General features: G+C 35.2%; 23 protein-coding genes. 11 read left to right on the top strand and 12 right to left on the bottom strand.

From position 1 onward, the window contains the following. The first annotated feature begins 5 nt into the window (after positions 1-5). Positions 6-1,193 (top strand): pyridoxal phosphate-dependent aminotransferase, encoded by a 1,188-nt coding sequence (locus ACKXGU_RS11155; RefSeq protein ID WP_463465389.1) that lies wholly within the window; start codon positions 6-8, stop codon positions 1,191-1,193. Between the two features lie 12 nt (positions 1,194-1,205). On the opposite strand, the gene ACKXGU_RS11150 is transcribed toward ACKXGU_RS11155, so the two are convergent. The 3 genes from ACKXGU_RS11150 to trkA form a co-directional block, all read right to left on the bottom strand. Continuing rightward, positions 1,206-1,460 (bottom strand): hypothetical protein, encoded by a 255-nt coding sequence (locus tag ACKXGU_RS11150; protein WP_463465388.1) that lies wholly within the window; start codon positions 1,458-1,460, stop codon positions 1,206-1,208. An 83-nt stretch (positions 1,461-1,543) separates the two neighbouring features. Next, the gene (locus ACKXGU_RS11145; RefSeq protein ID WP_463465387.1) at positions 1,544-3,037 is read right to left on the bottom strand and encodes a TrkH family potassium uptake protein; all 1,494 of its coding nucleotides are present in this window, start codon (positions 3,035-3,037) and stop codon (positions 1,544-1,546) included. 3 nt (positions 3,038-3,040) lie between these two features. Beyond that, on the bottom strand, positions 3,041-4,390 hold the full coding sequence (gene trkA / locus ACKXGU_RS11140; RefSeq protein WP_103051114.1) for a Trk system potassium transporter TrkA: 1,350 nt from the start codon (positions 4,388-4,390) through the stop codon (positions 3,041-3,043). Positions 4,391-4,633: 243 nt separating this feature from the next. Here trkA and ubiE point away from each other — a divergent pair, with 243 nt between their 5' ends. Continuing rightward, a complete protein-coding gene (gene ubiE / locus ACKXGU_RS11135; protein WP_463465386.1) occupies positions 4,634-5,359 on the top strand; it encodes a bifunctional demethylmenaquinone methyltransferase/2-methoxy-6-polyprenyl-1,4-benzoquinol methylase UbiE in 726 nt (241 codons plus the stop codon). A gap of 4 nt (positions 5,360-5,363) precedes the next feature. Further along, the gene (gene porT / locus ACKXGU_RS11130) at positions 5,364-6,080 is read left to right on the top strand and encodes a type IX secretion/gliding motility protein PorT/SprT (protein WP_463465385.1); all 717 of its coding nucleotides are present in this window, start codon (positions 5,364-5,366) and stop codon (positions 6,078-6,080) included. A gap of 5 nt (positions 6,081-6,085) precedes the next feature. Here the strand turns inward: porT and ACKXGU_RS11125 are convergent, their stop codons facing one another. Further along, on the bottom strand, positions 6,086-6,805 hold the full coding sequence (locus tag ACKXGU_RS11125) for a TrmH family RNA methyltransferase (protein WP_463465384.1): 720 nt from the start codon (positions 6,803-6,805) through the stop codon (positions 6,086-6,088). A 232-nt stretch (positions 6,806-7,037) separates the two neighbouring features. On the opposite strand from ACKXGU_RS11125, the gene tamL reads away from it, so the two are divergent. From tamL to accD, 3 genes are read left to right on the top strand one after another with little or no spacing between them, the layout of a single operon-like run. Then, entirely contained in the window at positions 7,038-9,524 is a 2,487-nt protein-coding gene (gene tamL, locus ACKXGU_RS11120) for a translocation and assembly module lipoprotein TamL (protein WP_463465383.1), read from the top strand. Between the two features lie 44 nt (positions 9,525-9,568). After that, positions 9,569-10,636 (top strand): class II fructose-bisphosphate aldolase, encoded by a 1,068-nt coding sequence (fbaA, locus tag ACKXGU_RS11115; RefSeq protein WP_463465382.1) that lies wholly within the window; start codon positions 9,569-9,571, stop codon positions 10,634-10,636. 35 nt (positions 10,637-10,671) lie between these two features. Then, complete coding sequence (gene accD, locus ACKXGU_RS11110; protein ID WP_463465381.1) at positions 10,672-11,529, top strand: acetyl-CoA carboxylase, carboxyltransferase subunit beta; 858 nt, start codon at positions 10,672-10,674, stop codon at positions 11,527-11,529. A 49-nt stretch (positions 11,530-11,578) separates the two neighbouring features. Here the strand turns inward: accD and ACKXGU_RS11105 are convergent, their stop codons facing one another. Next, on the bottom strand, positions 11,579-12,424 hold the full coding sequence (locus tag ACKXGU_RS11105) for a hypothetical protein (RefSeq protein WP_463465380.1): 846 nt from the start codon (positions 12,422-12,424) through the stop codon (positions 11,579-11,581). A gap of 180 nt (positions 12,425-12,604) precedes the next feature. Between ACKXGU_RS11105 and rpsO the strand changes: the two genes are divergently transcribed. Next, entirely contained in the window at positions 12,605-12,874 is a 270-nt protein-coding gene (gene rpsO / locus ACKXGU_RS11100) for a 30S ribosomal protein S15 (protein ID WP_103051107.1), read from the top strand. Positions 12,875-13,083: 209 nt separating this feature from the next. After that, a complete protein-coding gene (locus tag ACKXGU_RS11095) occupies positions 13,084-15,327 on the top strand; it encodes a polyribonucleotide nucleotidyltransferase (RefSeq protein ID WP_463465379.1) in 2,244 nt (747 codons plus the stop codon). Positions 15,328-15,392: 65 nt separating this feature from the next. Here the strand turns inward: ACKXGU_RS11095 and ACKXGU_RS11090 are convergent, their stop codons facing one another. From ACKXGU_RS11090 to ACKXGU_RS11070, 5 genes are all read right to left on the bottom strand, one after another. Next, positions 15,393-15,779, bottom strand: coding sequence for a hypothetical protein (locus tag ACKXGU_RS11090; protein ID WP_463465378.1), 387 nt, complete (start codon positions 15,777-15,779; stop codon positions 15,393-15,395). A 194-nt stretch (positions 15,780-15,973) separates the two neighbouring features. Beyond that, complete coding sequence (locus ACKXGU_RS11085; RefSeq protein WP_463465377.1) at positions 15,974-16,231, bottom strand: hypothetical protein; 258 nt, start codon at positions 16,229-16,231, stop codon at positions 15,974-15,976. A gap of 298 nt (positions 16,232-16,529) precedes the next feature. Then, positions 16,530-16,907 carry a hypothetical protein gene (locus ACKXGU_RS11080; protein WP_463465376.1) on the bottom strand — a complete coding sequence of 126 codons (378 nt, stop codon included), beginning with the start codon at positions 16,905-16,907 and terminating at the stop codon, positions 16,530-16,532. 67 nt (positions 16,908-16,974) lie between these two features. Continuing rightward, entirely contained in the window at positions 16,975-17,523 is a 549-nt protein-coding gene (locus ACKXGU_RS11075; protein ID WP_463465375.1) for a hypothetical protein, read from the bottom strand. Between the two features lie 146 nt (positions 17,524-17,669). Beyond that, positions 17,670-18,101: a hypothetical protein gene (locus ACKXGU_RS11070; RefSeq protein WP_463465374.1), complete on the bottom strand. Its 432-nt coding sequence runs from the start codon at positions 18,099-18,101 to the stop codon at positions 17,670-17,672. A 219-nt stretch (positions 18,102-18,320) separates the two neighbouring features. On the opposite strand from ACKXGU_RS11070, the gene ACKXGU_RS11065 reads away from it, so the two are divergent. The 3 genes from ACKXGU_RS11065 to rpe all read left to right on the top strand — a co-directional run bounded on the left by ACKXGU_RS11065 (position 18,321) and on the right by rpe (position 21,114). Further along, entirely contained in the window at positions 18,321-19,322 is a 1,002-nt protein-coding gene (locus ACKXGU_RS11065; protein WP_463465373.1) for a hypothetical protein, read from the top strand. Between the two features lie 123 nt (positions 19,323-19,445). Then, positions 19,446-20,309 (top strand): sigma-70 family RNA polymerase sigma factor, encoded by an 864-nt coding sequence (locus tag ACKXGU_RS11060; protein ID WP_036121481.1) that lies wholly within the window; start codon positions 19,446-19,448, stop codon positions 20,307-20,309. Positions 20,310-20,451: 142 nt separating this feature from the next. After that, the gene (gene rpe / locus ACKXGU_RS11055; protein WP_463465372.1) at positions 20,452-21,114 is read left to right on the top strand and encodes a ribulose-phosphate 3-epimerase; all 663 of its coding nucleotides are present in this window, start codon (positions 20,452-20,454) and stop codon (positions 21,112-21,114) included. A gap of 45 nt (positions 21,115-21,159) precedes the next feature. Here the strand turns inward: rpe and ACKXGU_RS11050 are convergent, their stop codons facing one another. Beyond that, on the bottom strand, positions 21,160-21,579 hold the full coding sequence (locus ACKXGU_RS11050) for a CBS domain-containing protein (protein ID WP_463465371.1): 420 nt from the start codon (positions 21,577-21,579) through the stop codon (positions 21,160-21,162). Positions 21,580-21,656: 77 nt separating this feature from the next. After that, a complete protein-coding gene (locus ACKXGU_RS11045; protein ID WP_463465370.1) occupies positions 21,657-22,382 on the bottom strand; it encodes a zinc-dependent peptidase in 726 nt (241 codons plus the stop codon). Between the last annotated feature and the right edge of the window lie 19 nt (positions 22,383-22,401).

Below are 22,401 nucleotides of genomic sequence, written 5' to 3'. Positions count from 1 at the left end.
TATTAATGGGGATACTTTCAGAAAGAGTTTTGAATATGTCTACTTCTGCCACATTAGCTATGGCAGCAAAGGCTCGAGAATTAAGAGCTGAAGGCAAAGACATTATTGGTTTAAGTTTGGGTGAACCCGATTTTAATACACCTGATTACATAAAAGAAGCTGCTATAAAAGCCATTAATGAAGACTATAATGCCTACTCGCCAGTAGATGGATATGTAGAGCTTAAAGAAGCTATTATTACCAAATTTAAGCGTGATAACAATCTTGATTACTCATTACCACAAATAGTCGTTTCAACAGGCGCCAAGCAAGCTTTATACAATATAGCTCAAGTGATGCTTAATCCGGGAGACGAAGTGATACTCCCATGCCCTTATTGGGTTAGTTACTCGGATATTGTGAAACTTGCCGAAGGTGTTCCCGTTGAAGTCCAGACCAGTATTGCCAGTGATTTTAAAATGACCGCCGAACAGTTGGAAGCAGCCATTACACCCAAAACAAAAATGATCTGGTATAGTTCGCCTTGCAATCCAAGTGGCTCATTATACAGTCAGGAGGAATTACGTGCTTTGGCCGATGTTCTTCAAAAACATCCTCATATTTATGTTGTTTCTGATGAAATTTATGAGCATATAAACTTCACAGAAAATGGACATGCGAGCATGGCTCAATTTGAAGACATGTACGATAGAACCATAACCGTAAATGGTGTATCAAAAGCTTTTGCCATGACTGGATGGCGCATTGGTTACATTGGTGCTCCAGAAGTGATTGCCAGAGCTTGCAATAAAATGCAAGGACAAGTTACCAGTGGCGCTAACTGTATTGCGCAACGTGCTGTAATAACCGCACTAAACGAATCCCCTTCACGAGTGGATTATATGATTAGCGAATTTAAAACACGACGTGATTTGGTTCTAAAACTTTTAGAAGATGTACCTGGTTTTATAAACAATACACCTGAAGGTGCTTTTTATGTATTTCCTAATATTTCAGCTTTCTTTGGAAAAACCTTAAGGGGAAAAACTATTAACAATGCTAACGATTTCTCACTTTACTTATTGGAAGAGGCTTTGGTAGCTACAGTAACAGGTGATGCCTTTGGGAATCCAGATTGTATCCGAATTTCTTATGCGGCCAGCCAAGAGCAAATCGTTGAAGCTATAAAACGCATTAAAGAGGCCGTCAGTTAATATGTCCCTGTTTTAGGAGAACAAAGCCAAAAGGACAATCAAGAACAATGATACCTTTAAGGTGACTTCCGCAACACAATTAGAATTATAAAAGCAGCTTTTAATAGCTTGACGCTTTCCAAAAATTGATTGCTTGTCTAAATCTCTGTAGTTTGAGTTTACCACAGACTTATAATTTGAAGTTAATAAACCCATTGGCTTATTGTGAACGGATAAACTTTGTTTAGGAAACGGGTCCAAATCTTGGGTAGTAACTAATAATTCCATTTTTAATATTTTTAATTGGTTATATAAGATAGACGAGCAACCAATTAAAATGTTACAAAAAGAGATTACAAATTTCTGGTTTTCTATCGGTTACGCCAGAAAAACGGGGTTAGTAGTATTAAGACCGTGAATAATTCCAATCGGCCAATAAGCATTAAAAAAGCACTCCACCATTTCCCAGTAGCAGGTAATGCCGCATAATTATTCACTGGCCCAAAATCTCCGAGAGCAGGTCCAACATTACCCAAACTGGAAGCTGCCAAACCAACTGAAGATTCGAAATTAATTCCAAACATGGAGAAAACCAAAGCTCCCACAATAAAGGAAAGCATATATAGAATAAAGAATGCTAGAACATTAAAAACAATATCTCCTGTTACCGCTTTAGTGTTGTAGCGAACTGGTATGACCGCATTGGGATGTAACGATCTTTTAAACTCCATGAATCCATTTTTAATCATAATGAGATGACGGACAACTTTAACACCTCCAGAAGTACTTCCTGCTGAACCACCCAAAAACATCAAACCAAAAAAGAATACTACCAAAAATGGAGACCATAACGTATAATCTGCACTGACAAAACCTGTGGTAGTAATTATAGCCAGTACTTGAAAAAGGGCATGTCTAAAAGCACTCTCACCTTCTCCCCAAACCATTGGATGTGCTACAGAAGAAATTGAAGGATCTGCTTTGAAATAAATAATCAAAGCTGCAATCACCGTGAATATGGATACAAAAATGAAATAGAGCTTAAACTCTTCATCCTTTATAACCTTTTGAATTTTACCTTTGAATGCGAAATAACTTAAAACAAAATTGGTTCCTGCTAAGAACATGAAAACAATAATAATGTACTGAATGATAGGTTGGTGATTCCAATAAGCAATACTAGCATTTTTCGTAGAAAAACCTCCTGTTGACAAGGTACACATAGCATGATTAATCGCATCAAAAAATGTCATCCCTGCCAATTTTAACAATAAGGTTTCAGCAACGGTATAGCCAAAATAAATCAACCATAATCGCTTCGCTGTATCTGTTATTCTGGGATGCAATTTGTCGGCATTAGGACCTGGTGCTTCAGCAGCAAATAACTGCATACCACCTATGCCCAATAATGGTAAAATGGCAATAGCCAAAACAATTATCCCCATACCACCTATCCAATGAGTGGTACTTCTCCAAAAAAGAACACCCTTTGGAACTGCTTCAATGTCATTGAGTATGGAGGCACCAGTAGTCGTATAACCCGACATGGTTTCAAAAAAGGCATTCGTAAATTCGGGAATCGAGTTGGTAAAGATATAGGGCAGCGTTCCTGATAAGGTCATGATTATCCAACCAAAGGTAACCACAATATAACCTTCCCGCTTGTTCATCTCTTTTTTGTGATCTTTGGTTCTAAACATCACAATGGCTCCTGCAATGATGGTGACGATTCCAGCGAGAAGAATTTTAAGCGTGACACCGTCTTGATAAATAAGGCTAATCAGTGCCGATAACAGCATAAATCCTCCATTGAACAACAATAGTAGTCCTAAAAAATGAAAAATAATTTTGTTGTTGAGTTTCATATTTTACAAGAACAGTCTTTCAACCTCTTCAATAGAACGCGGGAGACCACAAATAACCACTTTATCGCCTTCCTGAATCATAAAATCGCCCAAGGCTATATAGCCAATATTATCTCGTATAACGCCTCCTATAATAGCTGATCTTGGAAAACCAGCATCCTTGATGAGTTTATTGCAAATTTTTGAAGTTGATTTCACTTTGAATTCCAAAAGTTCGGCATTCATGTTGTTAAGCTTGGTCATGGCAACCACATCACCTCGTCTAACATATCTAAAAATATTATTGGCAGCCAACAGCTTTTTATTGATAAGCGTATCTATTCCGATGGATTGTGATAACTCAAAATAGTCCATGTTCTCTACCAATGAAATGGTTTTGTTGACATTTTTAGATTTTGCGACTAAACTCGACATGATATTAATTTCACTATTGCCAGTAACAGCAATAAAGGCATCCATATCTGCTATATTTTCCTCTTCCAGTAAATCAACATTTCTTCCATCTCCATTGATAACCAATACATTGGGTAATTCATCGGCTATGTCAAATGCACGTGTCTTATCTTTTTCAATTAACTTGACATTGAATTTACTATTAGCTAAATCGCGAGCCGTTTTATAACCGATTTTGCTTCCACCTAGAATCATGACATTTTTGATATCGGTATTGGCTTTCCCTGTAATTCTGCAGAGTTCCTCTGCACCACCCTCCGAAGTAATAAAAACAACATGGTCACCTTCTTTTAATTGTGTATCGCCTCTTGGAATAATCGTAAACTGCGTTCCAAAACGTTGAATGGCAATAGGCACAAAATGTATCTCGGGAAATATTTGAGCCGCTTCCTTAACAGTTTTACCAGCAAAAGCCATTGTTCTGGACAAATCAAATCCCACCATAGTTAACGCACCACCTTCAAAAGCGTAGGTATCACTAAAAGCAGATTGATCTAGTAATAATCTAATTTCAGATGCTGCCAATGCTTCAGGAGAAATCAACTCATCAATTCCAAATTTGGTAAAACCGACCTCATCTTTATGATTAATGAATTCGGTATTGGAAATTCTAGCAATGGTCCGTTTTGCTCCCAATTGTTTTGCCAAAACGCAAACCGTAATATTGGTGGTTTCTGATGACGTAACGGCTATAACCAAGTCGCTAGATTCTACCCGCGCATCCTTTAAAATGGATATAGAGGTAGCGTCTCCTTTTATAACTTTGATATCCAAATGATTATCTGCATAAAGCAAACTATCTTTGTTAGTATCTATAAGGGTTATTTCTTGTGATTCGTAAGACAATAATTTTGCTAAATGAAATCCCACTTCACCAGCACCAGCAATAATTATTTTCATCTACTAACTTTTATTGTTTATATTAAGGTTAGATGTAACCTCAAATAACTAAATACGCCATAATCTCGCATGGCATTACAATAATTTAATTAGTTTCGGTTTCATGTGTAGTTTTACTAAAAAGCTATACAAATATAAAGTAAAAATTACTATTGCCATATTATTTAGGGCTTTATAATAAATTACTAACTAGTTGCTTAATCCTTTGCTAATAGTTTATATTTGCCTAAAAAAATTCAGAATTTGTCAAAAGTAAAACCATATAAAGACAGTGACCTGGGTAAAAAGGAACAGGTAACCCAAATGTTCGATAACATTTCTGAAAATTACGACGGTCTAAATCGTGTCATTTCATTTGGTATTGATGTATCTTGGAGAAAAAAGGTCGTTGCGATTGTAAAAGCTTCTAACCCGCAAACTGTTCTGGATATTGCTACTGGAACAGGCGATTTGGCTATTAATTTAGCAGAAACCCAGGCTGAAAGAATAGTGGGATTGGACATCAGTAGTGGAATGCTGGAGATTGGCAAACAGAAAGTCTTGAAAAAAGGTTTAGAAAAAACCATAGAAATGGTGTTGGGAGATTCAGAAAATATGCCGTTTGAAGACAATTATTTTGATGCCATAACAGTTGCCTTTGGCGTTCGCAACTTTGAAACTCTTGAAAAGGGCCTTGCTGAGATATATCGCGTTTTAAAGCCTGGAGGTATATTCGTTATTTTAGAGACTTCAATGCCCACAAAAACACCTTATAAACAAGGCTATAACTTTTACACAAAAAATGTTTTGCCGGTCATAGGTAAAATATTCTCCAAAGACAAAAGTGCTTACAAATATTTGTGTGAATCTGCATCCGTTTTTCCTTTTGGTGAGGCTTTAAACAATATTTTACGTAAAATTGGGTTTATAAATGTTAATGATTTGCCCCAAACGTTTGGTGTGGCAACCATTTACACGTCATCTAAATAAAACTATGAAGAATATATTTGTTCTACTTATATTTATATTAACCTTTCAAACGGTTTCGGCTCAACTTTTTACCAAAGAAAAATTACGAAATTTGGATAATGAAGATAAGAAGTTTTTGAGCTATGGCTATTTTCTTGGTTTCAATAGTTATGATTTCAATTTTGATTACGAACAAGATAGAGCTGATATTCTTGTTAAAAAGAGTACCGGTTTTAATGTTGGTTTAATTGGAAACATGAGAATTCATGAATATATTGACTTAAGGCTGGAACCTGGACTTTATATCTCGACACGAAATTTAGAATACGACGAAAGTTATTTTGAAGATTATGAAGATTTCACCGAGTCGGATTTAGAACGTGAAGTAAAATCCACCTACATACATGTACCTTTGTTACTGAAATTTTCTACAAAACGGTTGAACAACTTCAAACCTTTTATAGTTGGCGGTATCTCTACAGCATTGAACCTATCCAGTAATGAAAAAAACCCAGATGACAATAGTGCCGGGCAATTTAGAACCAAAAGAAGCATGTTTTTTTATGAAGTAGGCTTTGGCATTGATTTTTACTTACACTATTTCAAGTTTACACCTTCCATTAGAGGCGTTTTTGCCATCAATGATGAATTGGTTCGCGATGTAGACCCTAATAGCCCTTGGACAAGTAATATTACCACTATGAAAACCAGAGGTGTTTTTATAAATTTTACGTTTCAGTAAAATAGTTATTGTCTCTTAAACTCACTTAACAAAATTGCCGTAGCAGTAGCAACATTTAAGCTTTCGGTTTTTTGTAGGTTTCCAAATCGTGGAATACTAATCTTGTGGGTGATTTTTTCCTCTAAATTTTCAGAAATTCCGTTAGCTTCATTACCCAAGATTAAGACCCCCTTTTTAGGCAGTTTAGTCTGATAGATGTTTTCTCCTTCCATAAAGGCTCCATACGTTGGCAAGTTCAAATCACTCAAAAAACTAACCAAGCCTGTATAGGTAATATTGACTCTTGTTAATGATCCCATGGTTGCCTGAACCACTTTTGGATTGTAACAATCGACAGTTGTTTCACTACAAACCAAATCGGTAACCCCAAACCAATCACACAACCTGATAATGGTCCCTAAATTACCCGGATCCCTAACCGAATCCAACACAACCAATAACTGGTTTTTGTCTATCTGCCGACTAACAGGTATTTTAAAAATAGCCAAGGCTTGGTTGGGTGACTTGAGAAAGCTAATTCGTTTTAAATCAGATTCTGAAATGATGGTTTCCAGTTTGGCATTAATATTGAATGATCTGGTTGTGAACAGTTGCTCCAACTCATATTTAGAGTTCAAAAACTCCTGGATAGTTTTGATACCCTCAACTACAAAAAGTTGTTGTTCCTGTCTAAACTTTTTATGCTTTAGGCTGGTTATTAATTTTATCTGATTTTTTGAAAGCATCGTTCTTTATAGTATTTTAAGGGCTGGACGGCAGCCATTCCTAAATTTTAATCTTGCTGTACCCATTGAATTATTAGATACTATTTGTCACATAAAAAATGTACTTTTGAATCTTATATTCAGCATGCATAGCAATAAAAACGGAATAATACATAATATTTATTAATAGACCATATTTATAATTTAATTGCACTTGAAAAAAGGCGCTCCAAAAATAGTACTAAATATTATCATGTTATTGCTTCTTGCATCATGTAGTTCGGTTAAGCGAGTTGCCGATGAAGACTATTTGTTGACTAATAATACTATTTATGTCAATGACAAAGTTAACAAAACCGAAACCATTAATAATCTACTTTATCAAAAAGTAAACAGGAAGCTTTTAGGTGTTCCCATTAGATTACATATCTATAACTTGGCCAGACCCAATATTGATTCTATTGTTGAATCGAATATTGATAAAAAACCAAAAAAAAGAGCACGTCTTGAACGGTTCCTGTCTAGAAAACAATTGGACAAATATGTAGAGGCGCGTATTGGTTTTAATAATTGGCTTAAAAAAACTGGAGAAGCTCCAGCCATTGTCGATAAGAAAAAAATAGAACGCTCTCTAAATAGATTAGAAGCTTACTATTTTCACAACGGTTGGTTCAACGCCACTGCAAGCTCCAACATAACAACAGGAGAGAACAAAAAAGCATCGGTTGATTATTTTGTCAAAACAGGAGATCCCTACATCGTTGACTCATTATCAACCAAAATCAGTTCACCGGTGATTGATTCACTATACGCAGATTCAAAAGACAAATCACATATAAAACTCAACGAACAGTACAAAACAGTCACTTTCGAACAGGAAAAAGACCGACTAACAACCTATTTCAGAAATCATGGTGTCTATCATTTTAGGGAAGACTACGTGTATTTTGAAATGGACACCATTGATACTGATAAAAAAGTAAAAGTTGACCTCCAAATTCAAGATCGCTTAATTAAAACTGAAGATTCCTCAAAGCGTGTGCCCTTTAATATTTACAAAATTAAAAACGTTAATATTTTTACAGACTATTCCTATCGAAATAGAAATAAATCCATAAAAGATTCCGTTAGTTATGAAGGCTATGATTTATATAGCAATGACAAACTTCGCTTTAAACCTAAAACCCTCACAAATGCTGTTTTTATGAAGCCTGGAGAGGTTTTTAGAGATAGGGACAGAACTTTGACTTACAGGTATATTACTGAACTACGAACATTCAAATATCCCAATATTGAATATGTTGAAAATCCAGATACTACTCTCACTGCCAATGTGTATTTAACACCGCTTAAAAAGTTTAATCTAAACTTTGGAACTGAAGTATCGCAAAGTAATATCCAGCAAATTGGTCTTTCCTTTAACCCGTCTGTTCTAATGCGAAATGTATTTAGAGGTGCCGAAACTTTAGAACTTACGGCATTTGGAAGTATTGGTGCATCAAAAGACGCCGCTAATGATGAAGACCGATTTTTTGACATACAAGAATGGGGTGGCGATTTGAAATTGACTATTCCACGAATATTTTTTCCTATAAAAACCGAAAGGATTATTCCAAAAAGTATGTCGCCTTCCACAAGGATTATTTTATCAACTTCAAACCAAACCAATATTGGATTAGACAAACGTACGTTTACAGGGACCATTAATTATAAATGGCAACCAAACGAAAAGGTTACAAATAGGTTCGATCTCTTGAGTTTACAATATGTCAGAAACCTGAATCCAGACAACTATTTCAATGTTTACAGTACTTCATTTAACACCCTTAACGATATTGCTCAAGATATTGGCTATATTGATCAAGATGCCGAATTGGGAATCCCGGATCAGGCCAATGAATTTATAGGAGACGTTTTAAGTGATAATCCACCACCTGGATTGAGCCAAGATGATATTCAAACCATTAATTATATCGATGAGAGACAAATCAGACTGACTGAAAACAACCTGATAATATCATCCAGTTTCAATTATGTTCGCGATAATAGAACAAGTCTGTTTGATGAAAACTTTTCAATTTTCAGGGTGAAACTCGAAACTGCTGGAAACATTTTGTCTTTAGCTTCCAATGTTTTTGCATTAGAAAAAAACGCAAATGGCAACCATGAAATTTTTAATGTGGCTTACTCCCAATATATAAAACCTGAATTAGATTTTATTAAACACTGGGATTTTGGTAAGAAAAAGGTATTGGCCCTCAGAACATTCTTTGGCATAGCAATTCCTTATGGAAACTCAAACAGTATTCCATTTTCTAAAAGTTTCTTTGCAGGAGGAACAAATGATAACAGAGCTTGGACAGCTTATAGTTTAGGGCCAGGTAGTTCAGACAGTAATGATGAGTTCAATGAGGCTAATTTAAAAATTGCATTAAACCTGGAATATCGTTTCAATATTTTTGAGGATTTCTATGGCGCTTTATTTGCTGATGCTGGAAACATCTGGAATGTTTTGGACAATGTTGAAGATGAGAATGCGACCTTTGATAACTTTAGCTCATTAGAAGATATTGCTCTTGGAACCGGCTTTGGTTTAAGGTACGATTTTGGCTTTGTTGTCTTTAGATTTGACACAGGTTTCAAAACCTATGATCCTTCTTATCAAAATTCAAACAGATGGCTTAATGATTATAATTTCAAGAGTGCTGTTTATAACATTGGTATCAATTACCCTTTTTAAGCTGTTTAATTTTATTATTTTTGTTAATCTAAATTTTTAAAAATATGTCTCATAATATAAAACCAGGAGTAGCTACTGGGAAAGAAGTTCAAGCTATCTTTAAACTGGCCAAAGAAAAGGGTTTTGCTCTGCCTGCCGTTAACGTAGTTGGATCAAACAGTATCAATGGAGTATTAGAAACAGCTAGAGATCTTAATGCTCCTGTAATTATTCAGTTTTCGAATGGCGGTGGCGTTTTTAATGCTGGAAAGGGATTAAGCAATGACAATCAAAAAGCGGCCATTGCGGGTTCCATTGCAGGTGCCAAACACGTGCATCTTTTAGCAGAAGCTTATGGTGTCCCAGTAATTTTACACACGGACCATTGCGCCAAAAAACTGTTGCCTTGGATTGATGGCCTTTTGGATGCCAGTGAAAAACATTATGCGGAAACTGGAAAACCACTATACAGTTCGCACATGATTGATTTGAGTGAGGAACCTCTTGAAGAAAATATTGAAATCTGTAAGCAATACCTATCAAGAATGAGCAAGATGGGAATGACTTTAGAGATTGAGTTAGGAATAACTGGTGGCGAAGAAGATGGTGTTGACAATACAGATGTAGATGATTCCAAACTCTACACTCAACCTGAAGAAGTTGCCTATGCTTATGAAGAATTAAGTAAAATTAGTGACCAGTTTACCATTGCCGCAGCATTTGGTAATGTACATGGGGTTTATAAACCAGGTAATGTAAAGCTCACCCCAAAAATCCTTAAAAACTCTCAAGAATACGTCAGTAAAAAATTTAATGTTGGTCATAATCACATAGATTTTGTATTTCATGGAGGTTCAGGTTCTTCTGTTGAGGAAATTCGTGAAGCCATTGGTTATGGTGTTATTAAAATGAATATTGATACGGATATGCAATATGCTTTTATGAGTGGTGTACGTGATTATATGAAAGAACATGAAGCTTATTTACAATCGCAGATTGGAAATCCAGAAGGTGATGATGTTCCCAATAAAAAGTATTATGACCCGCGTGTTTGGCTTCGTAAAGGTGAAAACACGTTTGTTGAAAGGTTAAAAAAGGCTTTTGAAGACCTTAATAATGTAAATACTTTATAACTTTGCACGCTAACTAACTTTAAAATAAGCATTGTATGTCTTGGTTTAAAAGAAAAGAAAAGGGGATTCAAACGTCCACAGAAGAAAAGAAAGACACACCCAAAGGACTGTGGTACAAATCACCGACTGGCAAAATAGTTGACGCCAAAGAATTGGAGCAAAACTACTTTGTAAGCCCAGAAGATGGATACCATGTCCGCATAGGCAGTAATGAATACTTCAGCATCCTATTTGATGATAATAAATTTAAGGAATTAGATATCAAATTAGAATCTAAAGACCCTCTAAAGTTTGAGGATACTAAAAAATATCCTGATCGACTAAAATCTGCTCAAGAAAAGACCAAACTTAAAGATGCAGTAAGAACGGCTGTTGGAAAATCTAAAGGAAAAGATTTGGTTGTGGCATGTATGGATTTCAGTTTTATTGGCGGATCCATGGGAAGTGTGGTAGGTGAAAAAATTGCCCGAGCTGCTGATTACGCGTTGAAGAAAAAAATACCTTTCATGATTATCTCCAAGTCTGGAGGAGCTCGTATGATGGAAGCCGCTTTATCATTAATGCAATTGGCTAAAACATCGGTTAAATTAGCGCAATTGGCAGACGCAGGCATTCCATATATTTCGCTGTGTACTGACCCAACTACAGGAGGTACTACGGCATCATTTGCCATGTTAGGAGACATCAATATTGCTGAACCTGGTGCCTTAATTGGTTTTGCAGGCCCAAGAGTCGTTAGAGATACAACGGGACAAGAACTACCTGAAGGTTTCCAAACATCTGAATTCCTATTGGAGCATGGATTTTTAGATTTCATATCTCATAGAAAAGACCTGAAAAAGAAAGTAAACCTTTATATTGATTTAATAACGAATCAACCCTTAAGAGAATAAAAAAAAGCGACCAAATGGTCGCTTTTTTTTATGATAAATTTTTATCCTGTTATCTCAAAATAATATCGATCGTTTCGCCATTATTAAAGGTAAAAGTGGCTTGATTATCACAAGCACCATCTCCATAATCTAATACACCGCCAAAAAAGGTTCTTTCAACATCTAGTGAACCACCCACAAAATGATAGCAAGTAACCTCTCTGCGTAATGGCAGAATCACTTCATAAGCATGACTGTTACCATTTCTAAAAGTAGCATTCCAGTAACCGGTAACCTCAAAAACATTATCTGAAAATACGCCGCTACCAAATCCTTCAATCCATTCCCTTACTATTTGCCCATCGCGAGATGCCTCTGCTCCATTTGGCCAAATAACTGTGATATCAACAGTATGTGTGAACTGTGGGTTTCCATTTGAGTTTGATAATTCTCGTAATATTGAATTACTTCCCAAAACATTTTTTGCATCAAAATAAAAGTCATTCAAGACGTAATCTAAACTTACTTGATGGGCTTGAGGGTCACGTTCCCAAGTAATCACAATCTGACCTCTGTATAAATGCCCACGAATCATACAGCCAGTTTCGGCAAAGTCAATAGTCAGTTCTCTGAAATTTTGTTGCATTACTAACGTTCGAGTTACACAATCGGGCATTCTGCTGGATGCAAGTGCCATCTCACGAGATTCATCAGCTTCCTGATTTTCGTAAGTTTCAATAATAAAATCTTCAAGTGCTGCTGAAGCTTCATCCATTTCAGCGGCTTGCATCACTTCAGACACATCCTGTTCCTGCGGCACTGGGTCCGTAGAATCATTCTCGGTGCACGCGGTAAATGTCAGCCCTAAAACCACAAGAGCTAAAACCACCTTTGTTACTTTTAATGTTTTCATCATTACTTTTTTATAGTTAATATAATGTTAAGACGCTATAATAACGCAAAGGTTTAATGAAAATTATTTTTTTGGGGAAATAATTATTTTTTAGGAAAACTTGTAAATGGTTAAAAATTACTATATTTGCCGCTTGAAAGAAAACCTTTCATATACATAACAATCATTTACAAAAATATTAGCATGTATTTAACTAAAGAAGTAAAAGAAGAGATTTTCTCAAAGTACGGTAACGGAAAAAACGATACAGGTTCTGCAGAAGGTCAAATTGCGTTATTTACGCACAGAATTAATCACTTAACAGAACACTTAAAAAACAATCGTAAAGATTTCAATACCGAGCGTTCTTTGGTAAAGTTAGTAGGTAAGCGTCGTGCTTTACTAGATTACTTAACTAAAAAGGATATCATGAGATATCGTGCCATTGTTAAAGAATTAGGATTAAGAAAATAATCACAAATAAGAGGCTTCGCGCCTCTTTTTTGTTTATATAACACTCATACGAAAGAGTCTAACAATCGTAAATAAGAAGCTAGTTTTCAAGTAGTAATCTTGAAACAAATGGGTTTTTCATTGGTCAAACAACAACTACACAACAACACAACGACCATTGTTTAACAAAATCTATATGCTTCAGTGTATAGATATTAGAATTAAAATTTATGATTCCAAAAGTATTTAGAGAGGTCATTGACCTTGGTGACGGTAGAGAGATTTCTATTGAAACCGGAAAATTAGCAAAGCAGGCACATGGTTCTGTTGTTGTGCAATCTGGAAACTGTATGCTGTTATGTACAGTCGTTTCCAATTACAAGTCGGCAGACGTTGACTTTTTACCTTTAACAGTAGATTATAGAGAAAAATTTGCTGCTGCAGGACGTTACCCTGGTGGGTTCTTTAAAAGAGAAGCAAGACCAAGTGATGGTGAAGTTTTGACTATGCGACTTGTAGATCGTGTTTTACGTCCATTATTCCCAAAAGATTATCACAGTGAAACACAAGTCATGATTCAATTGATGTCTCATGATGAAAATGTGATGCCAGATGCTATGGCTGGTTTAGCTGCTTCGGCTGCAATCCAATTATCTGATTTTCCTTTTGAATGTCCAATTTCAGAAGTTCGTGTTGGTCGTATTAATGGTGAGTTTATCATTAATCCATCATTGGCACAATTAGCAGAAAGTGATATTGATATGGTTATTGGTGCTTCTGCCGATTCTGTTATGATGGTGGAAGGTGAAATGGATGAAATTTCTGAAGAGGAAATGACTGAAGCGATTAAAGCTGCCCATGAAGCCATTAAAGTACAATGCGCTGCTCAAGTGAGACTTGCTGAAGCTTTTGGCAAGAAAGAAACCCGAGAATATGAGCCAGAACGCGAAGATGAAGATTTGGCAAAGAAAATTCATGATATGGCATATAACAAAGTATATGCTGTTGCTAAAGCAGGATCATCTAAACATGAAAGAGGTGCTGCATTTGCGGAAATAAAAGATGAAATCATGGCTTCTTTTTCTGAAGAAGAATTAGAAGATATCGGTGGATTAGTTTCCAAATACTACGGAAAAGCTGAAAAAGCTGCTGTACGTGATTTAACGTTGAATGAAGGTTTACGATTAGATGGTCGTAAAACTACCGATATCAGACCAATTTGGTGTGAGGTTGATTATTTACCTTCTACTCATGGTTCAGCTATCTTTACTCGTGGTGAAACACAAGCATTGGCGACTGTAACGTTAGGTACAAGTAGAGAAGCCAATCAAATTGATATGCCTTCTTTTGAAGGTGAAGAACGTTTTTATCTTCATTATAATTTCCCACCATTTTCAACTGGTGAAGCAAGACCGATTAGAGGAACATCGCGTCGTGAAGTAGGGCATGGAAACTTGGCACAACGTGCCTTAAAAGGTATGGTTCCTGAAGATTGTCCATATACTGTGCGTGTCGTTTCAGAAGTATTGGAATCTAATGGTTCATCGTCTATGGCAACTGTTTGTTCAGGTACTATGGCATTGATGGATGCTGGTGTCCAACTGAAAAAACCTGTTTCAGGTATTGCTATGGGATTAATTTCTGAAGGTGATAAATATGCTGTTTTATCAGATATTTTAGGTGATGAAGATCATTTAGGTGATATGGACTTTAAGGTAACAGGAACTGCCGATGGTATTACAGCTTGTCAAATGGATATCAAAGTTAAAGGATTATCTTATGAGATATTGGTTAAAGCCCTAAAGCAAGCAAGAGATGGTCGTTTACATATTCTTGAAAAATTAACCGATACCATCGCCACACCAAATGCAGATGTTAAGCCACATGCACCAAAAATGGTTACCGCCATTTTACCAAACGAGCTTATTGGAGCCTTCATCGGTCCTGGTGGAAAAGTCATTCAAGAATTACAAAAGGAAACCAAAACAACCATTGTTATTAATGAAGACCCAGTAACAGAAGAAGGTATTGTAGAAATTCTTGGTACTGATCAAGAAGGTATTGATATGGTATTGGCCAAAATTGATTCCTTGAAATTCAAACCTGAAGTTGGCAGCATATATGAGGTAAAAGTTATCAAAATGCTTGATTTTGGTGCTGTTGTTGAATATACAGAAGCACCTGGAAACGAAGTGCTTTTACATGTTAGCGAACTAGCTTGGGAACGCACAGAGAATGTATCAGATGTGGTGAATATGGGAGATGTATTTGATGTAAAATATTTTGGTGTTGACCCAAGAACCAAAAAGGAAAAGGTATCCCGTAAAGCCATTTTACCAAAACCAGAAGGATGGCAAGATAGACCTAAACGTGACAATAACCGTGGAGGCAACAACAATCGTGGACGCGATAATCGTGGACGTGACAACCGTCGTGATGACCGCAAGCCAAGAGAGAACAGAAATGATGATTAACATCAGTTTTCATCATAAAAAAATCCCGTCTAATTGACGGGATTTTTTATTTGTATATAATGGTATTAGCTTGGAATATATCTATTCATGGTTTTAAGCTGCTCTTCATCAAGGATGTTGGCCATGCCTTTTTGGAAGTTTTTGTCCAATAACAACACGTTTTGAACTTTTTCAGACTGTGTGCCATGAGCATCGGCATTGGACAAGGACCCATTCCCTTTTATACCCAATAGTTTTTGATATTTCTCACTTTTTAACTGGCTTAATACCAAAGTAGAAACCTGCTCTTGTTGCTTTTCGCTTAAATTTAGTCTAGATGTTAAAATCTGAACTTGATCATCAGCCAAAACCTCAATCAAGGACTTACCTGAGGACTGGCTTAAAGGTGTTACATTTTGCCCCATAACTGGCATCACACCCAATGCAAAAAATAGAATAAGTAGTTTTTTCATGATAAATCATTTAAAATTGATTTATAAAGATACAATATTCCTGATTAGCAATCTAAAACTAATTTAGAATCAAAACCCCTTGACAACAGCAAAAGATTGAATATTCCCCAAGTTGCTTTCGTAAGCTGTTGGGTCTCCGTTAATTTCAATGGTTTTTTTAGCAGTTCCTATTACCATTCCAAATCCTGTTCCAACTACTCCAAAAATAAACGCGTTTGCCGTTGCTTTTTCTTCTTTAGTATAAGTAAAAGGATGCCGCGTGATCCACTATCATCACCACGAGAGTAACCGAAAACAGCCCCAGCTAATGCTCCAGACACAAAACCAGTTAATACACTTCTGCCCATACAGTTCTTCTTATTTAATTTAATTTTTTTAATATCAGAAGCATTTATAACAACCATCTCAACTTCATTAAAACGTTTGTTTTTGACCAAAGTAATTTGCTTCAAATCGGCTGTATAAAGTAGACCTTTTAATTTTTTGCCATTATCTAAAAAAACCCAAGTAGTATTTTACAATTGATGACCTAATTAGATTATTATTCCCCATCAACTATTTTGTTTAAATTGAGTCAATATTAACTACTGAAATATCGATTATACCCTTTCTTTTTTTTAAAACTATTGTATTTCATAAGTGTACAATGTTTTTATATTTATAAATTTATTTGCCCTGCGAATTACATGTACTTTTAATATCTGTAGATTTTAATTCTTTACGTTGAGAATGAACACTAGTGCTCCTTACTCATTTTGCTAAATTACTAAAACCAATAGATGCCCAAATTAGTACAACTCCAATAGTGAGGCCAATAGGAAATAAAATTGAGACAATCACGGACCCCGGTTTATTCTTCAACTGAATCTTCTCAATATATTCGGAATCTAAACGTGTTTTCTTCATGTCTCCTTTAACTTGTTTTATTCCAAAATATTGATCATTTTCAAAGGCTATGTATTTAAAATACACATTTCCATTTACTGTTTTTACTTTTGCATTAACCTGTTGCTGAGCAGCTTCCTGTAAGGATACGTTTTGTTTTTTATAAATAGTACAACCTTGAAGTAAAATAATAACTGCTAAAACGATTGGCAAAGTCTTCCATTTTTTTCTAATTTCTTTCATATTAAATTATTTTAATTGGTTATTATAACTTAAGATTTAGGGCTCTTTGTTTTTATTGTTTCTGCTATTAATTAAAATACTCCTTAAATATTTTCCACTTTTCTAAATCGCCTTCTATTAAATACTTTTTAGACTTTTTAAACAATGATATTCCTAATCCAGTTAAAGCTCCACCTGTAATTCCAACAGCACCGCCAATTAAGGCTCCGGTTCCACGGGAAGTTCCTGTAGTATACTCGTATTCACCAAATAGCCACCCGCCATCTCTTGTCTTAGTCTCTTCACCGCTTGCGGTGGCTGCTCCTATTAAAGTACCTAGCAAACCACCGGTAATACTTCCAACAAGAACACTCTTGCCTGTGGATCTTTTAGTTGCGATATAACTAATATCCTCGATGGGTATAACTGTTAATCGTTTACCTTTTTTTAATTCTAAAATTGAATCTGTTGCAAAGTTAAAATGACCTTTAGCAATTTTTTTTCCTTCGAAGTCATATACTCTAACAAATATGATTTTCTTATTTGTTAGATTTTGAGAATGTACATTTATACTCATGCCTACTATAAATAGCAGGAGTAGAATACTTATTTTTTTAAATTGAGCTAGTGCTTTCATGACTTTATAGTTTTCATTAATAATTAATATTTTTTTGCTATAAGATTCTTATTGGGAGTTTTTATTTGGTTACTTATAAATTTTAGATGTGAGGCTCACTTTTTTATTTTCCTTTATTAATAATAGCGGATAGCCATCATAGGTTATTAAAATGAATAGGTTAAAGAGATTCCTGAATAATTTACGCGTTGTGTGAGCCCTACTGCACCATTATGTAATTGAATTTTTGCCTTTCGTTTATGCTTCCCTGCAGAAATAAACAAAGGAATACTCGCTAAAGTGGTCGCGCCACCTAAATAGGATAACCATAATCCTTTTCCAGTATTTTTTTCTCCAGTACATGAACTTTCACCACTAACTATATTAAATCCACATTCTCTTTCGTTTCCTTCAAACAAATTCCACAATATACCTCCTCCAACCATTGCTAGACCTCCTCCAAGAGTTATCCATCCGAAGGTGATATTTGTTCTCTTCTTCTTTATATGAAAATCATAAAGTTCTTGAGGGGACTGATTTTGTTCTTCAGTTAAAACTTGACCTAAAGCTTGACTTGAAAATCCTAATGTCAAAGCCAAGACGAAAATAATTGTTTTTGTAGTTTTCATGATATATTTACTTTTAGTCATCAATATTTAGCTCTAATTATTTGCGTTTGTTTAGAACGATACACAAACATTTTGCCCAAACTTATGACCAATCGATTGATAATCAATTGACCAAATTGAGGTAAATGACATATTTTTTTAGTATTTTTCACAAAGCCAGCCCTCTTCCTACTTGTAATTTTGTGAAAAATGCAAGAGCAATTCATTAAACACTTAAAGGAACAAGTCAAAAACAACGTCTCTTTTGTTGAAGAGGTTTCAAATGTTTTGGATATTGGCTATGATGCCGCTTACAGACGCGTAACCCTTAAAACTAACTTAAGTCTAGAGGAAGGCATTCTTTTGGCGAAGCATTACAATATTTCGATAAATAACTTATTTAAAATAGGCAATCAGAACACGCTGTTAGTTGAAAAATCTCCACCTATTAACAATTTAAAAAACCTGGAGCTTTACTTTGAAAGATCAATTACCAATCTTTTCCCTTTAATAAATCTAAAAGATGCCTCAATAATCTATTCAGCAAAAGATGTTCCGCTGTTTCACACATTGAAACATTTGCATTTGACCTATTTTAAACTCTTCATTTGGGTTAAGTTCAACAACAAGGAAATGATTAAAAATAAAATGACCCTTGACGAGTTTGTTGTTAGCATACCCAAATCGCTTCTTGAGAAAGCCCAAAAATTAAGTTATGCCTACAACAACATAAACATTACGGAATTTTGGAATGACAATACTATAAATTGCCATCTAGAGCAAATCAATTATCTATATGAATCGCAGCTATTGTCAAAAGAAATGTCACTAAAAATATGTGACGATTTATTACAAATTGTTGAGGACACTGAAAAGCAAACTATCAAACAAAGCATCATTGATTCCAAAACCAATGCATCCTATAATCTATATAAAAGTGATCTGCTGACTATGAGTAATATTGTTATGGTCAAGGCTGGCAGCGTAAAAACCTTTTTCATACCATTCACAGTTTTGGAGTATTTTAAAGTCCAGGACCAAAACACATGTGATGAAATGTATAATTTCTTTGAAAGGCAAAAAACAAGTTCCAAGCATCTGGCGCACACAGGTGAAAAAGACCGAAATTTATTTTTTAACAAAATGCGTCATAAAATAAGTAAGCTTCAAATTCATATAAATTCCATGAGTTCCTCAATAAATTTTGACTGATTAACCTCATTTTTTCAAAAAATATTTAAAAAAGTCAACCTTTTTGTAACAAAATCCTCTCTTTGTACGTACAACTATATGGAACCCTTATGTTCCAAACTATTTAAACACTAAATTCTTTACATGAGACAACTTAAAATTACCAAGCAGGTTACCAATAGGGAAACTGCTTCGTTAGACAAATATCTTCAAGAAATTGGAAAAGTTGACTTAATTACCGCAGACGAAGAAGTAGAATTAGCACAGCGTATCAAAGCTGGAGATCAAATAGCTTTAGAAAAGCTCACGAAGGCTAACTTACGTTTCGTTGTATCGGTAGCAAAGCAATACCAAAACCAAGGTTTAACCTTACCTGACTTAATTAATGAGGGTAATTTAGGCTTAATTAAAGCCGCGCAACGCTTTGATGAAACACGTGGTTTCAAATTCATTTCGTATGCTGTATGGTGGATTCGTCAGTCTATCCTGCAGGCTTTGGCAGAACAATCGCGAATTGTACGTTTACCATTGAACAAAATTGGTTCTATCAACAAAATCAATAAGACTTTTGCCTTTTTAGAGCAGGCTCATGAGCGTCCACCAAGTGCTGAAGAAATCGCCAAGGAATTGGATATGACCATTAATGATGTTAAGGAATCCATGAAAAATTCCGGTCGTCATGTGAGTATGGATGCGCCTTTGGTTGAAGGTGAAGATTCCAATTTATACGATGTATTGAATTCAGGTGAATCACCTAATCCAGACAAGGAATTATTGCACGAGTCATTACGCACAGAAATTGAACGCGCCCTGGAAACATTAACGCCTCGTGAGGCTGATGTTATTCGCCTATATTTTGGTTTAGGAAACCAACACCCAATGACTTTGGAAGAAATTGGTGAAACATTCGATTTAACACGTGAGCGTGTCAGACAAATTAAAGAAAAAGCTATTCGTAGATTAAAACATACGTCTAGAAGTAAAATATTGAAAACATATTTAGGTTAGTAAGCTAATTACGACTAAATAACCGTAACAAACAGTTACAAAACATAACTGTTCGTTTTTTGATTGATGAAAGAACCCTCGGCTGATTACCGAGGGTTCACTTTTTTGCACTATTTTTGCGCAAACAAACAACACACTAAAAATGAGTTCTAAATTAATAGCACCCTCCATGCTTGCCGCAGATTTTGGCAACCTGCAACGTGATACTGAAATGGTCAATAACAGTGAAGCTGACTGGTTCCATATTGATGTTATGGATGGGCATTTTGTACCCAATATATCCTATGGCATGCCAGTTATTCAAGCCATTAAAAAACATGCAACTAAACCATTGGATGTGCATTTAATGATTGAAAAACCTGAACGTTATATTGAGGAATTTGCGAAAGTAGGGGCTGATATCATCACCGTGCATTATGAATCAACGGTTCATTTACATAGAACCTTAACCCAAATAGAAAATGCTGGATGTAAAGCTGGTGTCGTTTTAAATCTGACTACGCCTGTTTCGGTTTTGGAAGATATTTTACCAAAGTGTTATATGGTATTATTAATGTCTATAAACCCAGGCTTTGGCGGTCAAAAATTTGAGGACATAACCTATAACAGGATTACCAAACTCCGTAAAATGATTGATGAGCGAGGTTTAGAAACACGTATTGAAGTTGATGGTGGTGTTACTGATAAAAACATTAAGCAATTGGTTGATGCCGGAGCTGATGTATTTGTGGCTGGAAGTCATGTTTTCAAAAACCCTGATCCAACAGAAACCATCAAGCAACTAAAAACACTTGCCAATTCATAAAAAAAGCTCCTTTAAAAGGAGCTTTTTAATTATTATCTCTAGCAATTAATATTGGTCAATCAAGTAATTGATTAAATCTGTGGTAGTAACAATACCAACTAATTCACCATTATCCTCTACTGGCAGCGCATGAAATTCTCTTTTTGATAATATTTCTGCAACGTCTTTAATTGTAGTGCTTGAAGAAACGCTGATTAAATTTTTGGCCATAACCTGTTCAATAGTAAACATATTGTAAACTATGGTGTCTACTGTATCTTCATCTTCATCAATAGCATCAGCAAAGCTTATGCGCAACAAATCAGTATAGCTTAACATACCTTTAATGTGGTTTCCACTAACCACAGGTATATGTCGGATATGGTATTTTTTAAATAGACGCTCTGCAGTTTCTAAATCATCAGTAGTATTAAGGGTAATGACTTTTTTTGTCATTATTTCTGAAATTGGTGTTCTTTTTTTCATGACTTGTAGTTTTAAATTCACTTCTAAAATTATGAATCTTCATTACTAAAAAGTATGATAAAAGTCATGTAGACCATTTAATATCCAGCAAAATCGAAATTGAGCATTTGCTTGGTTTTATTATAAATGTGTGGAAATTGATTTCTGAATTCAATAGGTGTTTCAATAAAAGTCTCAATTATAACAGCAATAAATTCATATTGATTAGTATATGCATAATCCCTGAAATATTCTGAAGCAATTAAACGTTCACGTAATGACTTTTCATTAGATAGTAGGTCAGTGAGCTCTCTAAACGAATCAGAAAAAATAGTCGAGCTTACATCGCGTTCTTTCATGCTATTAATGTGAATGGCATGAGCAAACTCATGAATTCCTAAATTTAAATTATCATTTTCAATATCATATCCTTCTAAAAAATGCTTCCAAGAAAGCACTAAAGCACCCAATTTGGGATTTAATTCACCTTTATGATATGCACCATTGACATTAGAAAAAAATTCGTCAGGATATATAAATATTTTACCAACCAGTCCAATATAAAAATCCCTAAACCCAAAAGTAAGCATAACTGCTGTAGCTGATATAAGCACTTTCATTTGATCTGTAATAGCCAAACCTTCTCTACCTATAAATGTTTTATCCTTAATAAAAGAGGCTACACGATGCTCAAAATAGCGCTGTTCTTTATCCTGTAATTTGTTGAAAAATGAAAATTCATTTTGCAGTAATGACTTTTGATCATTAGACAAGGTTCTCATTATTCCCAAACCATGTCTATACAATGGTTTTTTTTTCTTCATGACATAGGTCATTTCATAC

The sequence above is a fragment of the Hanstruepera sp. CR43 genome, assembly GCF_055227665.1.
The sequence above is the reverse complement of the archived record's forward strand: the minus strand, read 5'-3'. Positions and strand labels throughout refer to the sequence as shown.

Bases quoted from the DNA above. Each gene is read 5' to 3' on its own strand.
- ACKXGU_RS11155 (WP_463465389.1), top strand. From the start codon at position 6: ATGGGGATACTTTCAGAAAGAGTTTTGAATATGTCTACTTCTGCCACA.
- ACKXGU_RS11150 (WP_463465388.1), bottom strand. From the start codon at position 1,460: ATGGAATTATTAGTTACTACCCAAGATTTGGACCCGTTTCCTAAACAA.
- ACKXGU_RS11145 (WP_463465387.1), bottom strand. From the start codon at position 3,037: ATGAAACTCAACAACAAAATTATTTTTCATTTTTTAGGACTACTATTG.
- trkA (WP_103051114.1), bottom strand. From the start codon at position 4,390: ATGAAAATAATTATTGCTGGTGCTGGTGAAGTGGGATTTCATTTAGCA.
- porT (WP_463465385.1), top strand. From the start codon at position 5,364: ATGAAGAATATATTTGTTCTACTTATATTTATATTAACCTTTCAAACG.
- ACKXGU_RS11125 (WP_463465384.1), bottom strand. From the start codon at position 6,805: ATGCTTTCAAAAAATCAGATAAAATTAATAACCAGCCTAAAGCATAAA.
- tamL (WP_463465383.1), top strand. From the start codon at position 7,038: ATGTTATTGCTTCTTGCATCATGTAGTTCGGTTAAGCGAGTTGCCGAT.
- fbaA (WP_463465382.1), top strand. From the start codon at position 9,569: ATGTCTCATAATATAAAACCAGGAGTAGCTACTGGGAAAGAAGTTCAA.
- accD (WP_463465381.1), top strand. From the start codon at position 10,672: ATGTCTTGGTTTAAAAGAAAAGAAAAGGGGATTCAAACGTCCACAGAA.
- ACKXGU_RS11105 (WP_463465380.1), bottom strand. From the start codon at position 12,424: ATGATGAAAACATTAAAAGTAACAAAGGTGGTTTTAGCTCTTGTGGTT.
- rpsO (WP_103051107.1), top strand. From the start codon at position 12,605: ATGTATTTAACTAAAGAAGTAAAAGAAGAGATTTTCTCAAAGTACGGT.
- ACKXGU_RS11095 (WP_463465379.1), top strand. From the start codon at position 13,084: ATGATTCCAAAAGTATTTAGAGAGGTCATTGACCTTGGTGACGGTAGA.
- ACKXGU_RS11090 (WP_463465378.1), bottom strand. From the start codon at position 15,779: ATGAAAAAACTACTTATTCTATTTTTTGCATTGGGTGTGATGCCAGTT.
- ACKXGU_RS11080 (WP_463465376.1), bottom strand. From the start codon at position 16,907: ATGAAAGAAATTAGAAAAAAATGGAAGACTTTGCCAATCGTTTTAGCA.
- ACKXGU_RS11075 (WP_463465375.1), bottom strand. From the start codon at position 17,523: ATGAAAGCACTAGCTCAATTTAAAAAAATAAGTATTCTACTCCTGCTA.
- ACKXGU_RS11065 (WP_463465373.1), top strand. From the start codon at position 18,321: ATGCAAGAGCAATTCATTAAACACTTAAAGGAACAAGTCAAAAACAAC.
- ACKXGU_RS11060 (WP_036121481.1), top strand. From the start codon at position 19,446: ATGAGACAACTTAAAATTACCAAGCAGGTTACCAATAGGGAAACTGCT.
- rpe (WP_463465372.1), top strand. From the start codon at position 20,452: ATGAGTTCTAAATTAATAGCACCCTCCATGCTTGCCGCAGATTTTGGC.
- ACKXGU_RS11050 (WP_463465371.1), bottom strand. From the start codon at position 21,579: ATGAAAAAAAGAACACCAATTTCAGAAATAATGACAAAAAAAGTCATT.
- ACKXGU_RS11045 (WP_463465370.1), bottom strand. From the start codon at position 22,382: ATGAAGAAAAAAAAACCATTGTATAGACATGGTTTGGGAATAATGAGA.